Raw genomic sequence first — 16,699 nt, forward strand, 5'->3', positions numbered from 1 at the left:
AACAACTAGGGAAGCCAACTCTGAATTGCTCATACACTAATGATACACTATGACGGCGGGAAAAGCCAGATCCAAATTTTGCAGCCAGTTGGAGCCAGATATTGGTGGAACTTTGACGGAACCCTGGAGTAGGAGGGAGTTGGCATTGACAAGCAGGTGTCGCTTGTCTAAAATGGTTTGTGGTGTCGCCGTGACGTCCCGGGATTAAGCCTTGTCAGTTGTTTGACGCGAGCGATAGTTTGATGCGGATGCGCGGCAAGTGAGGTGCGGCATAGTGGAATGGCATGAACAATACCTGATTACGTTCATAGAGGCCTTCGCCATGTGTTATATATTGACGCCCATCGTGAGGAGCGTGGCTCTACGTTTGGGTTTTGTGGATAAGCCTGGTGGCAGGCATATTCACAAGATACCGATACCGCTTCTCGGGGGCGTCGCCATCTATCTCGCTTTTATCCTGACATCCCTGCACCGGGTGACCATGGATAGCGACCTGCTCGGGCTGCTTGTTGGGTCAACCGTGATCGTGGTGGTCGGCATCATCGATGATATTATGGAGCTCCCGGCGAAGCTCAAATTCCTAGGGCAGATAATCGCCGCGGTCATTGTCGTGCTCTATGGCATCCGGATAGAATTTGTGACGAACCCCTTTGGGGGGATGATTTACCTCGGGGCCTGGAGCATCCCTGTTACTATTCTATGGATCGTCAGTATCACGAATGTCATAAACTTCGTAGATGGCCTCGATGGGCTCGCCGCGGGGGTATCATCCATTGCCGCCTTTTCCCTTTTTGTGGTGGCGGCCGAGAAGGGGCAGGCGGCGATCGCGCTCCTGACCATCGCCCTGGCCGCGAGCGGCGTGGGGTTTCTCCGCTATAATTTCAACCCGGCGCGCATATTCATGGGCGATACAGGGGCAATGTTCCTGGGGTTCAGCCTCGCCACGATATCCGTGATTGGTGCCCTGAAAGGCGCCACGACTATAGCACTCGCCATCCCGGTGCTCGCCCTGGGCCTGCCGATACTTGATACCGCCTTCGCCATAGTGCGCAGGGTCGAGAATGGCCAGCCTTTTTATGTCGCGGACAAGGGGCACATCCATCACAGGTTGCTGGCGCTCGGGCTGACGCAGAGGCAGGCAGTCCTTTTGATATACTTTATCACATCGCTCCTTGGCGTGAGCGCCGTTATTGTTGCACAGCTGGGCATCCTTTTTGGGTATACGGCCGTTGTGTTGATAATAGCCCTGCTTGCATTCGGCGTGAAGCGGGCGGGCATCGTGGACACTGGCTCGCACAAGGGTATGCATAAGATCATGCAAAAGGGGGGGCCTCCTGCGGTGTCGATGTAAATCCGAGAGATTGCCAAATCAGGCTCTGAGGTCGTTTAAAGCTTAGGGTTTAGGGTTTAAGGTCGCTTGCTGAAGGTCTGATGGAAGGGTATTGGGTTATTGAAAGTCATGGTGATTGCGGTTAATGCAGAGAATCAAGATAGTGGCAATATTCGGCACAAGGCCCGAGGCCATAAAGATGGCACCGCTGATCAAGGAACTGGAGCGGCACGATGATGTTTTAGAGACGATCGTTGCTGTGACTGCCCAACATAGGGCCATGCTTGATCAAGTGCTTAATTTATTTAATATAGTGCCCAAATATGACCTGGGGATCATGCGGGAGGGACAATCCCTATCCGACGTAATAACCCGGAGCGTTCTGGGGCTCGAGGGCCCGCTAACTCGCGAAAGGCCGGATATGACCCTCGTTCACGGGGATACGGCAACCACATTCGGCGGCGCCCTCATTTCTTTTTATCATAGGATCCCGGTGGGCCATGTGGAGGCAGGCCTCAGGACTCGAGATAAGTATAATCCATTCCCGGAGGAGATGAACCGGCGGCTCACGGGCGTCGTCGCCGACCTGCACTTCGCCCCGACCAGAAATCACAAGGCCAACCTCCTCGCAGAGAAGGTCGAGGAGGAACGCATCTTTGTTACGGGCAACACTGTAATTGATGCCCTGCTTGACGTGGCCAAGCGCGATGCGGAGCCGCCAGGCATGGAGCGCTCCATCTCCAGCCTCCTTGCCGCTGTTGGCGCCGGAGCCAGGCGCATCCTGCTGGTTACCGCCCATCGCCGCGAAAACCTCGGGGGGCCAATGGAGGATATCTGTCTTGCCCTCCGCGATATCCTGAGAAGTCATGGGGATGTCGAGATAGTGTTCCCCGTCCACAAGAATCCTGCGGTGCGCCGCACGGTGTTCGAGATTCTGGGGGGTGAGGAGCGAGCCAACCTCATCGAGCCGGTGGATTACTGGACCATGGTTTACTTAATGAAGCATAGCTATTTCATATTGACTGATTCCGGGGGGCTCCAGGAGGAGGCACCATCTCTGGGGAAGCCCGTGCTCGTGCTGAGGGAGGTTACGGAGCGGCCCGAAGGGGTGGAGGCCGGGACGCTCCGGGTTGTCGGGACCCAGAGGGAGCGTGTGGTTGCCGAGGCAAGGCGCCTCCTCGATGATCCTGCAAGCTACGCCAGGATGGCTGGTGCTGTAAACCCGTACGGGGATGGGAGGGCGTCCGCCCGGATAGTCCAGGCTATCCTCTATTATTTTGGTATTTCCAGGACGCGCCCGGAGCCGTGGGAGCCGGAGGCGGTGGTTCAGACTTGATAAGGCTTCTGGTCGCTGACGAAGAAGGCCGGATTTCCGTGGATGAGGAATTAGCCTGCGCCGGCAGGACGGGGGACATTCTCGTCGAGGTCCAGCCGGCTGATGTAATCCCCATGCCGCCCGGCGCAACCTTGATGTTCCTCCCGGGGCGCGAGGCGATCGGCGTCGATGTGCGGTCCGGGGAGTTTACCATGGCCGGGCATGGCCTCAATGCCGTGAGCGCCATACTCCCCCAGGGGTATACCAGGACCTTGCTCCCGGCCTACACCACCTGTGGGCCCTGGGCCGGGGGAAGGTATGCTAGAGGCAGGTATGCCAGAGGTGGGCGTGTCGCGCATGCCAGTGGAGGGCATACCGGGGGCGTCCGCCACCAGATCCTCCCGCTTTTCGGCTATACCATGGTGGGGATGGGCGATGACGGCCTTGTTGTTGCAGCGGTGCAGACGGACGAGGATTTCAAGTGGAGCCCCGATAACTATAATACCGGCGACCTTCCGGACCGGGTGGCCGCTGTACTCGAGGAACTTCCAGGGAACAGGATCCTGAGGCAGCTCTCGAAATGCGCGCTCGAGTATGGGTGTTTTACAGCGCAGAATATCTTCTACCGCCGCTGGGAGGGCGGCATTCCCGTGGCGGAGGCATGCAACGCGCGGTGTCTCGGCTGCATCTCCATCCAACCCTCTGAATGCTGCCCCGCGCCCCAGGAACGTATAAGGTTTACACCATCGGTTGCTGAGATCGTGGAGGTCGCCCTGCCTCACCTCGAGGAGGCGGAGGATGCCATAATCAGCTTCGGCCAGGGATGCGAGGGCGAGCCGCTGACCAGGAGCGAACTCCTGGTTGAGGCCGTTCGATCCCTGCGTCAGGCAACGGGGCGGGGAACGATTAATATAAACACAAACGCCGGCGACACGCGCGGCTTTAAGGCCCTGTGCGAGGCCGGGCTCGATTCGGCGCGGGTGAGCCTCATCAGCGCCAGGCCGGAGATGTATGATTCTTATCACAGGCCACATGGCTATTCGCTTGAGGATGTGATCGCCTCCCTCAAGATCGCGAAGGGTTACGGGGTTTTTACATCGGTGAACCTTCTCGCGTTCCCCGGCGTCACGGACAGGGAGAAGGATATCGAAGCCCTTGCGGGGCTTATAGGGGCCACCGGCCTTGATATGATCCAGCTCAGGAACCTGAATATAGACCCGGACTTTTTCATTGAGGTCGTGCGCCGGTCTGGCGCTGGCGCGTCGGGTGAGGGCGAAGTCATTGGGGGCGAAGCCATCGGCATGGTGAATTTCATCGAAGCGCTCAAATCGTCATTTCCTTCGCTCGAGATTGGCAGCTACTCACGCCCGGTGAGGCCCTAGTCAGTCAGGCCCAACCGGTCGGGCCTTGAAAAGGAGAGAGCCCGTAGTAACCTTTGCTCCGGCTACTGCAGATCCCTGCATAGCCCACGGCAACCTTTCGGCTACCATAGACCATTACGGAACCTACAATAACCTTGACTCGACCTATCACGAGTCCCTAAGCAGCCCACGGCAATCTTTCGACTGCCGTGAACCACTGGGTTTGTCGAAACAAAACCATCATCGGAACCCGTGATGATCTTAGCTCGACCACCATGCATCCCTTTTGAGCCTGCGACAGTCTCAATTCACTTCAACTGCCGCAGACCCTTACAGGACGCCATGGCGATCTGCGCGCCGGCTGTCACAGACCCCTCGGAGCCTGTGACAACCTTTGCCCGACCGTTACAGACCCCATCAGGATAGAGCCTGTAACGGTCTTGGCTCAGCTACTACGGACCCTCACGGTCTATAGGATAACCTGCAGACCAGAAAATATAACATCGCACGGGAAGAATATTAATGGAAAATCATAGAACAATATTAGCATAATACCTAAGGAGGGCTTGAGCTTTGCGCAACCTTGTTGAGGACGCCCTCAAGGCGACAGGCGCGGATTATGCAGAGATAAGAATAGAGGAGCGCCAGACTACGCGGATTGCGTTCCGGGGCCGGACGCTCGAGGAGATAGGAACGTCCGTAACCCTCGGGGGCAGTGCGCGCGCGCTGGTGCGGGGCGGCTGGGGCTTCGTTTCCTTCGACGGCGTCGATGGGCTGAAAGAGCGGGTGGGGCTGGCGGTGAGCCAGGCAAGGCTGGCGACGGCCGGAGATGGCCACGTGTCACGGCTTTCGCCGGTCGAACCTGTGATTGATAGCGTAAAGGCGGGGCTTATAAAGGATCCTCGCTACATCCCGCTATCCGTCAAGAAGCGCCTCCTGGAGGAGTACAACGAGATCATTCTCGGCTCCGGGCCGAGGATCCAGACGTCGAGCATTCTTTATGTAGAAACGTTCACGCGGAAGTATTTTGCCAACACCGAGGGGACCTATGTCGACCAGGAATCGAGCGACATAGGCATGAATATAACGGCAATCGCCAGGGATGGCGACAACGTGCAGCAGTGTTTCCTACCCGCGGGCGGCACAACGGGGTTCCAGACCGTGGAGGGGCATCATGAAAAGGTTAAGGATATCGCCTCCAGAGCCGTTGAGATGCTGGATGCAGATCCTGTGAAGGCCGGCGAATACACGGTGGTTATCGACCCCGGTCTCACAGGGGTATTTATTCATGAAGCCTTTGGTCACCTCAGCGAGTCGGATTTCGTTTACGAAAACGAGAGGCTGCAGGAGATCATGACCATGGGCGCGCGCTTCGGCCCGGATATCCTGAACGTTGTCGATGGGGCGGCGGTCGAGGGCCATCGCGGGTCATACAGGTATGACGATGAGGGGGTCCCGAGCAGGATGACTCATCTTATACGGAACGGGATCCTCGTTGGCAGGCTTCACTCTCGCGAGACCGCGGCTAAAATGGGGGAGCTCCCGACCGGCAACGCGCGGGCTATAAACTACCGCCACAGGCCGATAGTGCGAATGACGAATACCTTCATAGAGAACGGGACGACGAGCTTTGAGGATATGATCTCGGATATCGAGGAGGGTGTCTATGCCATAGAAGCCTACGGGGGCGAGACCGCGATGGAGATGTTCACCTTCTCGGCAGGCGAGGCCTTCATGATAAGGAATGGCAAGATAGCCGAGCGGGTGAGGGATGTGGTCCTGACCGGCAACCTCTTCGATACGTTGAAGAATATCGAATGCATCGGCAATGACTTCGAATGGCACGACGGAGGCGCCGGCGGGTGCGGCAAGGGTGGGCAGTTCCCGTTGCCTGTAGGTGATGGCGGACCGCACGTGAGGATACGCAAGGTTGTTATAGGGGGAAGATGACTTTGGAGAGGCTATTGAATCTCGCATCGAAAGAGGCCGACGCGGCTGAGGTATTCTTCATAAAGAGCACGGAGACCCCCGTTTCCTTTGAAGCGAACCGGCTCAAATTCATCGAAACGAGGATGGTCGAGGGGGCAGCGCTCCGGATCATAAGAAACGGGCGCATTGGCTTCTCGACCTCCAGCAAGCTTGATGAGCCCGATGTCCTGGTCCGGAACGCCGTCGCAGCGAGCGAGTTCGGGGCCGAGGCGGCCTTCGGATTCCCCGCGACGTCCCATGCGACGCTTCCCACCCCGAGGGTTTATGATGCCGGGATCGTAGACCTCGACCCCGGCTATATGATCAAACTTGGCTCAGAGATGACCGCCCGGGTGCTGGATGCGGAGCCTCGCGCCAAATGCGATGTCACGTTTACCAGGGACGTAGAGGAGATTTCCGTGGGGCACGCGGGAGATGGACCCCTCGTGTCGTACCAGCGGACCTTGTTTGAGGGTGGCATGGAGGTGACCGTGGTTTCTGAGGAGGATATCCTGATGATCTCAGATTACAGCGCGTCGAGCGCGATGAATATCGATTTCAGGCAGCTAACCGACGGGATCATCCAGCGGTTAATATGGGCGAGGAGGATAGCCCCCATTGCCACCGGCCGGTACCCTGTAGTTTTTACTTCGAGGGCCATGGTTGACCTCCTCCTGGCGTTGAAGGTCGCCCTGAATGGCAGGATGGTGTTGCAGGGGGCCTCGCCCCTTGCCGATAAATTAGGTACCAGGGTGATGGATGAACGTATCTCCCTTTACGACGACGGGACGGTCAACCACGCCCCGAGAAGCGCCCCCTTTGATGACGAGGGCGTGCCGTGCCGGCGGACGCCGCTCATAGAGGGCGGCGTGGTCCGCAACTTCTATTATGACCTCCAGACTGCCGGGCGCTCGGGGAGGGAGAGCACTGGTAACGGCTGGCGCGTTTTGCGCACGGGGGAGCGGTCCTTTGAGGGCCAGCCCACGACGGTGCAGACTAACATTGTGGTGCCGCCGGGAGATATGAGCCTCGAGAGGATGATAGAAGGCATGGGTGAAGGCCTTGTTGTTGAACAGCTCATGGGGGCGGGCCAGGGGAATATCTTGAGCGGCGCCTTTTCCATGAATGTTCACCTGGGCTACAAGGTGGAGGGCGGCAAGATAGTGGGCCGGGTCAAGAATGCTATGGTGGCAGGGAATGCCTTTGAGGCGTTCAATGATGTGGTGGGGCTCGGCGATAAGGCTGAGTGGGTTATGGGCCCTTATTCGGTGCCGGCTTTCTTCTTCAGGTCGATGTCGGTATCGACGAAGAGCTAGCGCGCCTCGCAGGCCTTAATGCTGACATCAGGCAAGATATGACGCAAAATTCGTAGATTTCCAGAGATAATTTATCATACCTACCCATTCCATCCAGACATTCCATAATGTGACCAAATATCGCGTGTGCATATTTGGTCACAAAGTATATTATAATAAAGTTGAAGGTCAAAGAAGGTCAAAAATCTAGTAATTAAATCACCGACCTGGCGAAGGAGCCCAGGAAATACAGAAAACATTAGACTTAGAAAATGGGAAGTGATATGGTGGGCAGCCTTGCCGATTACATCGAACGTTATCTAAAGAGCCTGGTCGATGAGGCGGCCCAGGGTATTATTGAAATCCAGCGCCGGGAGCTGGCTGAAAAGTTCAATTGCGTCCCTTCGCAGATAAATTATGTTTTGAGTACCCGTTTCACAGTGGAGCACGGCTATATCGTTGAGACCAGACGGGGAGGCGGTGGGTATATCCGGATCGTCAGGGTCCGAAGGGAGCCCAGGAGCGAGCTCGCGAAATCACTAGAGGAAGCGATTGGCCGTGCGATAAGCCCGAGGGATGCCGAGAACCTGCTCCAGCGCCTGGAGGATATCGGTGCTATTGATGAGGCGCAGAGGTTGCTCGTAAAGGCCGTCCTTTACCAGGAAACCTTCGGCGTCGATCCTGTAATCGAGGATGCCCTTAGGGCGCGGATACTCAAGGCCATCCTGGTGGTTCTCCTGCGTGGTTAATGAGTTAACAAGACAATTCCCATAATATTTATGGAGGTGGGGCATATGCTTTGTGACGAGTGCAAAAAGCGCCCGGCCAATGTTCACCTGACAAAGATCATCAATGGGCACAAGACTGAAATGCACCTCTGTGAGGAGTGTGCCAGGGCAAAGGGAGAGCTTGATTTCTTCAATGCCCCGGAATTCTCGTTCCATAACCTTCTCGCAGGGCTTATTCACCCCGAACCGGCGGGCATCGGAATGCCTGTGCCTTCTTCGCCATACAGGGCGCCGCGTAAATGTGAAACGTGCGGCCTCGATTATACGGATTTTACGCAGTCAGGGTTCCTGGGATGCAGCAACTGTTATGCGGATTTTCGCCAACAGCTCGAGCCCCTGCTTCGGAGGATCCACGGCAGCACGAGGCATGTTGGAAAGGTGCCCGGCCGGACAGGCGGGGTTCTCAAGATACGGAAGGATATTGAATCGTTGCGGGCCGAGCTGCAGAAGCACATCGCAAGTGAGGAGTACGAGAAGGCCGCGGAGATAAGAGATAGGATTCGCGCTCTGGAAGGCAAGCTCAATGAGTCGGCATAAGGCGGCTGGTGACGGTCAGGCAGGGGACCAGCCAATAACGGCCGAGGACAATGGGGTGGTGAAGAGCATGTCGCTTAAGGACATAATAGAAAAAACGTTGAGTTCATGGATGAGGGATGGTGGGCCGGAGGCGGATGTGGTCTTGAGCACCCGGACACGGGTGGCGAGGAATCTAAATAACGTTCCTTTCCCGCACGTGGCCTCAGATGCTGATCTTAAAGGCGTCGTGGATACTGTCAGGGACGCCCTCAAACGTTCGCCTGCCCTCGCCGGCCTTTATATGCTTGATCTCGCCGAGGTTTCGCTGCTGGACCGGCAGATCCTTGTCGAGAAGCACCTGGTCAGCCCCCAGCATATAGGCCAGGTGAAGAACAGGGCCGTGGTCCTCCGCAAGGATGAGGTTGTGAGCATAATGATCAACGAGGAGGATCATATCCGCATCCAGACCATCTTTCCCGGGTTCCAGCTTGAGAGGGCGTGGGAGCTTTGCAGCGAGATTGATGACGGCCTGGAACGGGGCCTCGATTATGCCTTTGATGAAAAGATAGGCTATCTTACAGCCTGTCCCACCAATGTTGGTACAGGCCTCAGGGCATCCATTATGATGCACCTTCCAGCTCTGGCCATGACCAACCAGGTTGGTCGGGTCCTCTCGAGCGTATCGCACCTCGGGATAGCCGTGAGGGGCCTCTACGGGGAGGGTACGGAGTCTTCAGGGAATATATATCAGCTCTCGAACCAGGTCACCCTCGGGAGAACGGAGCAGGATATCCTTGAGAATATCAAGGGAGTGGCGCGACAGATCATCGACCAGGAGCGCGGGGCGCGGGGCTACCTCCTGCGGGAGACAAGGAAGCAACTGGAGGATAGGGTCTACAGGGCTTACGGGATCCTGGCCAACGCGAGGATGATAACCTCGGAGGAGGCCCTGCGGCTCCTCTCTGATGTTAGGCTCGGGATCGATACGAATCTCATACCAGGTATAGACAGGAAGATATTCAATGAGCTTATGGTCCTGACGCGCCCTGCCTATCTGCAAAAACTGATGGGGAGGGAGCTCAGCCCTCCTGAACGAGATGTTGAGAGGGCCTCCTTCATAAGAGAGAGGGTCAAGGAAGGCTAGAGTAGAGCTTGTAGCTTGAGGGCGCGGGATGGACGAGGATGCCTTTGCGGCATCTGCCTGCCTACCGTGTCCGTATCAGGGATAAGAGTTTAAGGATAAGAATCAAGGATTGCGAATCAAGAGTTGGGAATTTCGGGGTTTACTCCAGGGTTCAAGGATAAGGGATGATAGAGATTACCTTTGGAAGGAAGTGATACAAATGATGTTTGGTGGGCTTACAGAGAGGGCGCAGAGGGTTTTACAGCTCTCTCAGGAGGAAGCCAGGAGGCTTGGACATGACGTAGTCGGGACAGAACATATCTTGCTGGGGCTTGTAGCCGAGGGCCAGGGGGTTGCTGCACGGGCCCTCCAGAACCTCGGGATAAGCTTGGAAAACGTTCGCAGCCAGGTCGAGAAGCTAATCGGAACAAGCGAGCCCACGCGGGCCAATGTCATAGCCCTGACGCCGCGGGCCAAGAGGGTTCTTGAGCTTGCAATGGATGAGGCGCGAAGGCTCGGCCATGGCTATATTGGGACCGAGCATATCCTTCTCGGCCTCATAAGGGAGGGCGAGGGCGTGGCGGCCCAGGTGCTTTCGAATCTCGGCGCCGACCTCGACAAGGTGCGCAAGGAGGTTATGTCGCTTCTCGGCGCGGGCGGGGCGGTTGCCCCTGCCGGGAAGGCCGGTTCCACCCGCACGCCGACCCTTGACCAGTTTGGCAGGGACCTCACCGAGCTGGCGAGGGAGGGCAAACTCGACCCCGTTATCGGCCGCGGGAAGGAGATAGAGCGGGTCATCCAGGTTCTGAGCCGGAGGACGAAGAATAACCCCGTGCTCATCGGAGACCCTGGCGTCGGGAAGACCGCGATCGCCGAGGGGCTGGCCCAGAAGATAGTTAAGGGCGACGTGCCCGAGGTGCTTGCAGATAAGCGCGTTGTCACGCTTGATATGGGCTCAATCGTCGCGGGGACCAAATTCCGCGGGGAATTCGAGGAGCGGCTGAAGCGAGTCATCGATGAGATCAGGGCGGCCGGGAACATCGTCCTCTTTATCGACGAGCTCCACACGATAGTTGGAGCGGGGGCTGCGGAGGGCGCAATCGATGCTGCGAATATCCTGAAGCCCGCTCTTGCCAGGGGCGAGCTCCAGTGCATCGGCGCGACCACCCTCGATGAATACCGCAAGCATGTGGAGAAGGACGCAGCCCTGGAGCGGAGATTCCAGCCGATCCAGGTCGGCGAGCCTACAGTGGATGAGACGATCGCCATACTTGAAGGCCTGCGTGATCGCTACGAGGCCCATCACAGGGTCAAGATCATGGATGAGGCCCTGAAGGCCGCGGCAAGGCTGTCGGACCGCTACATCACCGACAGGTTCCTGCCGGATAAGGCTATCGACCTCATAGACGAGGCGTCTTCGAGGGTGCGGCTCCAGACCCAGGTAGCCCCGCCCGATTTGAAGAAGCTCGAGGATGAGATGAACCGGATAAAGGCGGAGAAGGAGTCGGCCATCCAGAATGAGGAGTTCGAGAAGGCAGCCGATCTGCGGGACAAGGAGCAGAAGCTCCGCGAGGATATCGAAGCCAGGAAGGCGGAGTGGCAGAGCAAGCGAGGAAGGCTCGACGCGACCGTAACCGAGGAGGATATAGCCTATGTCGTTTCGAGCTGGACTGGAATCCCCGTGAGCAAACTCGCGCAGGAGGAGACGGAGCGCCTCCTCAAACTGGAGGAGATTCTGCATGAGCGGGTTATAGGCCAGGATGAGGCTGTATCCGTGGTTGCAAAGGCGGTGCGCAGAGCGCGGGCGGGTCTCAAGGATCCCAAGCGGCCTGTAGGGTCCTTTATATTCCTCGGCCCGACGGGCGTGGGTAAGACTGAGCTGGCGCGTGCCCTCGCCGAGGCGCTATTTGGCGATGAGGATGCCATGATCGCGCTGGATATGTCCGAATACATGGAGCGCCATACTGTATCGAGGCTAATCGGCGCGCCTCCAGGTTATGTGGGCTATGAGGAGGCCGGGCAGCTCACCGAGAAGGTCCGGCGCCGGCCATATTCGGTCGTGCTATTTGATGAGATCGAAAAGGCCCATCCCGAGGTATTTAACGTGCTGTTGCAGGTGCTCGAGGATGGTCGCCTGACCGACGGCAAGGGTCGGACTGTGGATTTCCGTAACACAGTCATAATCATGACATCCAACGTGGGGGCTAACCTTATTGAACGCGCGATCACCCTTGGTTTCCGAGCCGAGAAAGACGAAGATATGGCATCATATGAGCAAATGAAGGACAGGGTTTTGAGCGAGCTCAGGAGGACTTTCAGGCCCGAGTTCCTCAACAGGATCGACGAGGTCATTGTGTTCCACGCGCTCAACGAGGAGCAAATTCGCAGGATACTCGACCTCAGGCTGAAGGACCTGGAGAAGCAGCTCGCCGACCATGATATCAAGTTGGATGTGACCGACGCGGCGAAGGATCTCCTGGTTAAGGAGGGTTTCAGCAAGGAATACGGCGCCCGGCCCTTGAGAAGGGCGATCCAGAGAATGGTCGAAAACCGTGTCTCTGAGGAGATGCTCGAGGGCAAGATTAAGGACGGGGATACCGTAAGGGTTGATGTCAGGGATAACACTTTGACATTTGAGGCTGTGAGAGCTACAGCGCCTGTTTCCTAGGAGCTCCCGGGCACCCGGGCATCCCCCGCAGTTCCCCGGTTCCCCGGGCATTTACCTGGCAGGTAGTAGTTGCTATGCCGGAGGCCGCTATGCTATAATGCTGGTAATACTGTATAGACATGCGATATGCGCGCCTCCGGCTTCGCCTTGCGCGGGCCGCACATGGTGGATGTCGCCGGGTCTGAAGGGATGATCTTACGTGAGCGAGAGCGAGATAGGAATCGGGCTGCTTGGTTGTGGAACAGTCGGCACGGGTGTGCTTGATATTCTCCAGCGCAACGCTGGGGCGATCACCGGGCATGCGGGCGTGCCCCTCCGCGTCAGGAAGGTCCTCGTGAGGGATAAGTCCAAACCGCGAAGGGTCGCCTTGAACCAGGATATACTGACCACCAGTTTTCAAGATATCCTCAATGACAATAGCATACAAGTCGTGGTTGAGGTCATGGGGGGGCTCGAGCCGGCGGGTCCCTATATCCTGGAAGCCTTCCGGCGCGGCAAGCATGTGGTTACGGCCAACAAGGAGCTTCTCGCCAAGCGTGGCCCGGAAATATTCAAGTCATCCCGGGAGCACGGGGTGATATTGCGTTTTGAGGGGAGCGTCGCGGGCGGGATCCCCATCATAAAGCCGCTCGAGGAGTGCCTCGCAGCCAACAGGATTCAGGAGATAATGGGGATAATCAATGGGACGACCAACTACATACTAGCGAAGATGACCTCCGAGGGGCGGCAGTTCGGCGAGGTGCTGCGCGAGGCCCAGGAGAAGGGGTTTGCCGAGGCGGACCCATCCGACGATATCGAGGGAAGGGACGCGGCGTACAAGCTATCAATCCTTGCTTCGATAGCATTTGGCACGGAAGTAAGCCCTGACAATGTCTACACGGAGGGCATAACGAAAATAACACCACTTGATATTGAATACGCGAGGGAGCTCGGGTTCGTGATAAAGCTCCTGGCGATCGGCAAGGAGGTTGATGGGGCGATCGAGGCCCGCGTCCACCCGACCTTCGTCCCGTCCCGGCACCCGCTCGCGAGCGTCGACGATGCCTTCAACGCTATATTTGTAAGGGGCAACGCAGTCGGAGACCTGATGTTTTACGGCCGCGGCGCCGGGGACCTGCCGACGGGAAGCGCCGTGGTGGCTGACGTCATCGACGTCGCGAGGTCAATATTGTCCGGCGTGCCAGCCGGGGCCACGGGCCCGGGTTTTGTGCCATGGAATGGCGGCCGGAGAATATCTGATATAGAATCCGTGAGCACGAGGTATTATATTCACCTCAAGGTCATCGACCGTCCCGGTGTGCTTGCCAGCATCGCCAGGGCGTTCGGGGATCATGATGTGAGCCTGGAATCGGTAATCCAGAAGGGCAGGGGACAAAACCCCGTTGGGCTTGTCTTCGTGACCCACAAGGTGCTCGAGAGGAATGCCCGCGCCGCGCTCGAGGTGATCAAGGATTTGCCCGTGGTAATGGACGTCTCCAATGTCATACGCGTGGAGGGCGAGGCGTAGATGATGGCTGAAGCGGCCAGAAAGGTGGCCAGGGTTGTGGTCCCGGCGACGTGCGCAAACCTCGGGCCGGGTTTTGACGTCCTTGGGATGGCTATAGGGATTTTTAACGAGGTTGAGATAGAGGAGTTTGGCGAGGCGGGGGGGACGGAGGGGAGGGTAAGCATCCGGGTAATCGGGGAGGGCGCGGCCTCCCTCCCAGGGGACGAGACCAACCTGGTTTACCGCGCCGCGGAGGCCGTATACGACGCGACCGGCAGGGAGATGCCCCCCGTGCGATTGACCCTTGTGAACAGGATCCCTCTTTCTCGCGGGCTGGGTAGCAGCTCGGCGGCCATAGTCGGGGGGGTGCTTGCTGCCAACGCAATCCTCGGCCAGCCACTCGGCGTTGATGACATTTTTGAACTGGCTGTCAGGCTGGAAGGGCACCCGGACAATGTGGCGCCGGCCCTCTTCGGCGGCGTGGTCGCGAGCCTCATGGGCGATTCCGGGCTGCGGCACATTGAGATCAGCCTTCCGGCTGATTTCGAGGCTGGTATGAATATCGTGGTCTGCGTTCCCTCGTTTGATGTATCCACGACTCATGCACGCTCTATCCTCCCCAAGACGGTGGGCCTCTCGGACGCGGTTTTCAACATAGGGAGGGTAGCGCTCCTGGTGGCTTCGCTTTCCCAGGGGCGGTGGGATCTCCTGGGAGAGGCGATGAGCGACCGCCTCCACCAACTCCACCGGATAGCGCTCGTGCCCGGCCTGGGTGATGTGATCAGGGATGCCGTGAGCTCGGGGGCGGCGGGCGCGGCCTTAAGCGGGTCTGGGCCTTCGGTGGTGGCATTTGTGCGCGGTGATGTAGCTGGTGCATCGATGATCTCCGGAGCCATGAAGCGGGCTTTCGGCCGCCACGACGTGGAGGCTGTGTCATATATTACGAAAATCTCGGCGGTCGGGGCGAGGGTAGTCCCGGAAGGCAACCTCCGCGACATGGCAGTTGCCTCCGAGCAGCTTGTGGCCGGGAATCTCGGGCTGGCCGTGGTTAGGGGCGGGGATGTCATATTCACCTCCCGTGAGAGTGGGATACGCCCGTTGCTCGATGCTGTGCTGCAGTTCGATGGCGAGCTCGAGGGCTCTGTCATAGCCGACAAGATCGTGGGCAGGGCATCTGCGCTCCTGTGTATAGGGGCCGGAGCTCGCGCGGTTTACGCGCCAGTTATGGCCCATGGGGCTGTAGGAGAATTAGCCCGGCACGGGATCGACTTTACGGCCGGCCTAGTCGTGCCGCGTATCCTTAATCACGCCGGGGATGATTCGTGCCCGTTCGAGAAGCTTACGGCGGGCATCACGGACCCGGGGGAGGCTTTACGCGCAATCCAATCATTTGCGCTTAGTCATTTACAGCGGGAGAAATCTAAAAATGCCAAAGGCTAAAACAAGATATATTTGTCAGGAATGCGGCTACGGCGCCCCTAAGTGGCTCGGGCGGTGCCCCGGTTGCGGGGCATGGAACTCCATGGTGGAGGAGGCCGTTCAGGGGACCGGGGCAGGAGGTTCCGGCGCATCGCGCCTGGGGTCGCTTGCGATGGGAGACAACCCACGGCCTATAACGGAGGTTGAGGCGCGCGAAGAAGAGAGGCTTTCTACAGGTATAGGTGAGCTTGATAGAGCCCTTGGTGGGGGGGTTGTCCCGGGCTCTTTTATATTGGTGGCGGGCGACCCGGGGATAGGTAAATCCACCCTCATGCTGCAGATGTCAAACAGTATAGGCCTGACAGGGAGGACGGTGCTCTACGTATCCGGGGAGGAGTCTTCAAGGCAGATACGGCTCAGGGCCGACAGATTGGGGCCGCTCTCGGGCGCCCTATTTGTCGTCGCCGAGACAAATATCAGGGTCATTGAGGATCATATAGCTTCCGTGGCCCCTTCCCTCGTCATTATTGACTCTATTCAGACAGCATATGACCCGGAGCTTGAGTCCGCGCCCGGGAGCGTGGGCCAGGTCCGTGAGGCCGCTGCCCGACTCATGAGGGTTGCCAAGGTATCTGGGGTGCCAATATTCATTGTAGGGCATGTTACGAAGACCGGCACTATAGCGGGGCCCCGCGTCCTGGAGCATATGGTTGATACCGTGCTCTACCTCGAGGGGGAGAGGAATCACGCTTTCAGGATCCTCCGCGCGGTAAAGAACAGATTCGGGTCAACCAACGAGATCGGCGTGTTTGAGATGCAGCAGGGCGGCCTTATCGACGTCAAAAACCCTTCGCAGATTTTTCTATCCGAGAAGCCCGTGGGCGTCTCCGGGTCCTGCGTCGTCGCCAGCCTCGAGGGAACACGGCCGATCCTGGTCGAGCTCCAGGCGCTTGTGAGTTCCATGAATTTTGGGGCTCCCCGGCGGACCACAATGGGTGTTGATTACAACCGGGTGGCCATAATCCTCGCTGTCCTCGAGAAGAGGGTGGGCCTGTCCCTTGCGACGGAGGATGTCTACGTCAACGTTGTGGGCGGCATAAGGCTCGACGATCCCGCCGCCGACCTCGGGATCGCAACAGCGATAGCTTCAAGCCATAAAGGCAAGGCCGTGGATGCGGACAGCATAGTGCTTGGCGAGATCGGCCTGTCGGGCGAAGTCAGGTCCGTTAGCCGCCTCGAGGCCAGGTTATCGGAGGCGGCCAAACTCGGTTTCAAACGGTGCATTATCCCGAGGCGGAATCTACCCCAGGGCGAAGAGATGCGGCTTGGCATGGAGATCGAAGGGGTCGCCACGTTGAGGGAGGCGCTTGAGGCGGTCATAGGGTAGGATAGGGTAGGGGCTGTAGGGTCATGGGCATAGGGTGCGGTAG

12 protein-coding genes are annotated in these 16,699 nt (G+C 58.0%); all 12 read left to right on the forward strand.

All coding sequences use genetic code 11. The features are described from left to right. The first annotated feature begins 322 nt into the window (after nt 1-322). Nucleotides 323-1,351 carry an undecaprenyl/decaprenyl-phosphate alpha-N-acetylglucosaminyl 1-phosphate transferase gene (locus HPY71_02305; GenBank protein ID NPV52338.1) on the forward strand — a complete coding sequence of 343 codons (1,029 nt, stop codon included), beginning with the start codon at nt 323-325 and terminating at the stop codon, nt 1,349-1,351. Between the two features lie 124 nt (nt 1,352-1,475). Continuing rightward, nucleotides 1,476-2,666 carry a UDP-N-acetylglucosamine 2-epimerase (non-hydrolyzing) gene (wecB, locus tag HPY71_02310; protein ID NPV52339.1) on the forward strand — a complete coding sequence of 397 codons (1,191 nt, stop codon included), beginning with the start codon at nt 1,476-1,478 and terminating at the stop codon, nt 2,664-2,666. Next, the gene (locus HPY71_02315) at nt 2,666-4,027 is read left to right on the forward strand and encodes a radical SAM protein (protein ID NPV52340.1); all 1,362 of its coding nucleotides are present in this window, start codon (nt 2,666-2,668) and stop codon (nt 4,025-4,027) included. Before wecB ends, HPY71_02315 begins: the two co-directional genes overlap by 1 nt. Nucleotides 4,028-4,579: 552 nt before the next feature. Continuing rightward, nucleotides 4,580-5,956: a TldD/PmbA family protein gene (locus HPY71_02320; protein NPV52341.1), complete on the forward strand. Its 1,377-nt coding sequence runs from the start codon at nt 4,580-4,582 to the stop codon at nt 5,954-5,956. A 2-nt stretch (nt 5,957-5,958) separates the two neighbouring features. Further along, nucleotides 5,959-7,290, forward strand: coding sequence for a TldD/PmbA family protein (locus HPY71_02325; protein NPV52342.1), 1,332 nt, complete (start codon nt 5,959-5,961; stop codon nt 7,288-7,290). Nucleotides 7,291-7,541: 251 nt separating this feature from the next. Further along, a complete protein-coding gene (locus HPY71_02330) occupies nt 7,542-8,018 on the forward strand; it encodes a CtsR family transcriptional regulator (protein ID NPV52343.1) in 477 nt (158 codons plus the stop codon). A 45-nt stretch (nt 8,019-8,063) separates the two neighbouring features. Beyond that, on the forward strand, nt 8,064-8,594 hold the full coding sequence (locus HPY71_02335) for a hypothetical protein (protein NPV52344.1): 531 nt from the start codon (nt 8,064-8,066) through the stop codon (nt 8,592-8,594). A gap of 67 nt (nt 8,595-8,661) precedes the next feature. Continuing rightward, a complete protein-coding gene (locus HPY71_02340) occupies nt 8,662-9,717 on the forward strand; it encodes a protein arginine kinase (GenBank protein ID NPV52345.1) in 1,056 nt (351 codons plus the stop codon). A gap of 202 nt (nt 9,718-9,919) precedes the next feature. Then, on the forward strand, nt 9,920-12,364 hold the full coding sequence (locus HPY71_02345) for an ATP-dependent Clp protease ATP-binding subunit (protein NPV52346.1): 2,445 nt from the start codon (nt 9,920-9,922) through the stop codon (nt 12,362-12,364). Between the two features lie 199 nt (nt 12,365-12,563). Further along, complete coding sequence (locus tag HPY71_02350; protein NPV52347.1) at nt 12,564-13,871, forward strand: homoserine dehydrogenase; 1,308 nt, start codon at nt 12,564-12,566, stop codon at nt 13,869-13,871. Next, on the forward strand, nt 13,872-15,290 hold the full coding sequence (locus HPY71_02355; protein ID NPV52348.1) for a homoserine kinase: 1,419 nt from the start codon (nt 13,872-13,874) through the stop codon (nt 15,288-15,290). It begins immediately after the preceding gene. Further along, the gene (radA, locus tag HPY71_02360; protein ID NPV52349.1) at nt 15,277-16,656 is read left to right on the forward strand and encodes a DNA repair protein RadA; all 1,380 of its coding nucleotides are present in this window, start codon (nt 15,277-15,279) and stop codon (nt 16,654-16,656) included. The genes HPY71_02355 and radA overlap by 14 nt, the downstream gene beginning before the upstream one ends. Nucleotides 16,657-16,699: the final 43 nt, after the last annotated feature.

The sequence above is a fragment of the Bacillota bacterium genome (genome assembly GCA_013178125.1).
GTDB lineage: Bacteria > Bacillota > SHA-98 > Ch115 > JABLXJ01 > JABLXL01.

What these genes read in the sequence shown, in the direction of transcription:
- HPY71_02305 (NPV52338.1), top strand. Translation starts at nt 323, where the DNA reads ATGTGTTATATATTGACGCCCATCGTGAGGAGCGTGGCTCTACGTTTG.
- wecB (NPV52339.1), top strand. Translation starts at nt 1,476, where the DNA reads ATGCAGAGAATCAAGATAGTGGCAATATTCGGCACAAGGCCCGAGGCC.
- HPY71_02330 (NPV52343.1), top strand. Translation starts at nt 7,542, where the DNA reads ATGGGAAGTGATATGGTGGGCAGCCTTGCCGATTACATCGAACGTTAT.
- HPY71_02335 (NPV52344.1), top strand. Translation starts at nt 8,064, where the DNA reads ATGCTTTGTGACGAGTGCAAAAAGCGCCCGGCCAATGTTCACCTGACA.
- HPY71_02340 (NPV52345.1), top strand. Translation starts at nt 8,662, where the DNA reads ATGTCGCTTAAGGACATAATAGAAAAAACGTTGAGTTCATGGATGAGG.
- HPY71_02345 (NPV52346.1), top strand. Translation starts at nt 9,920, where the DNA reads ATGTTTGGTGGGCTTACAGAGAGGGCGCAGAGGGTTTTACAGCTCTCT.
- HPY71_02355 (NPV52348.1), top strand. Translation starts at nt 13,872, where the DNA reads ATGATGGCTGAAGCGGCCAGAAAGGTGGCCAGGGTTGTGGTCCCGGCG.
- radA (NPV52349.1), top strand. Translation starts at nt 15,277, where the DNA reads ATGCCAAAGGCTAAAACAAGATATATTTGTCAGGAATGCGGCTACGGC.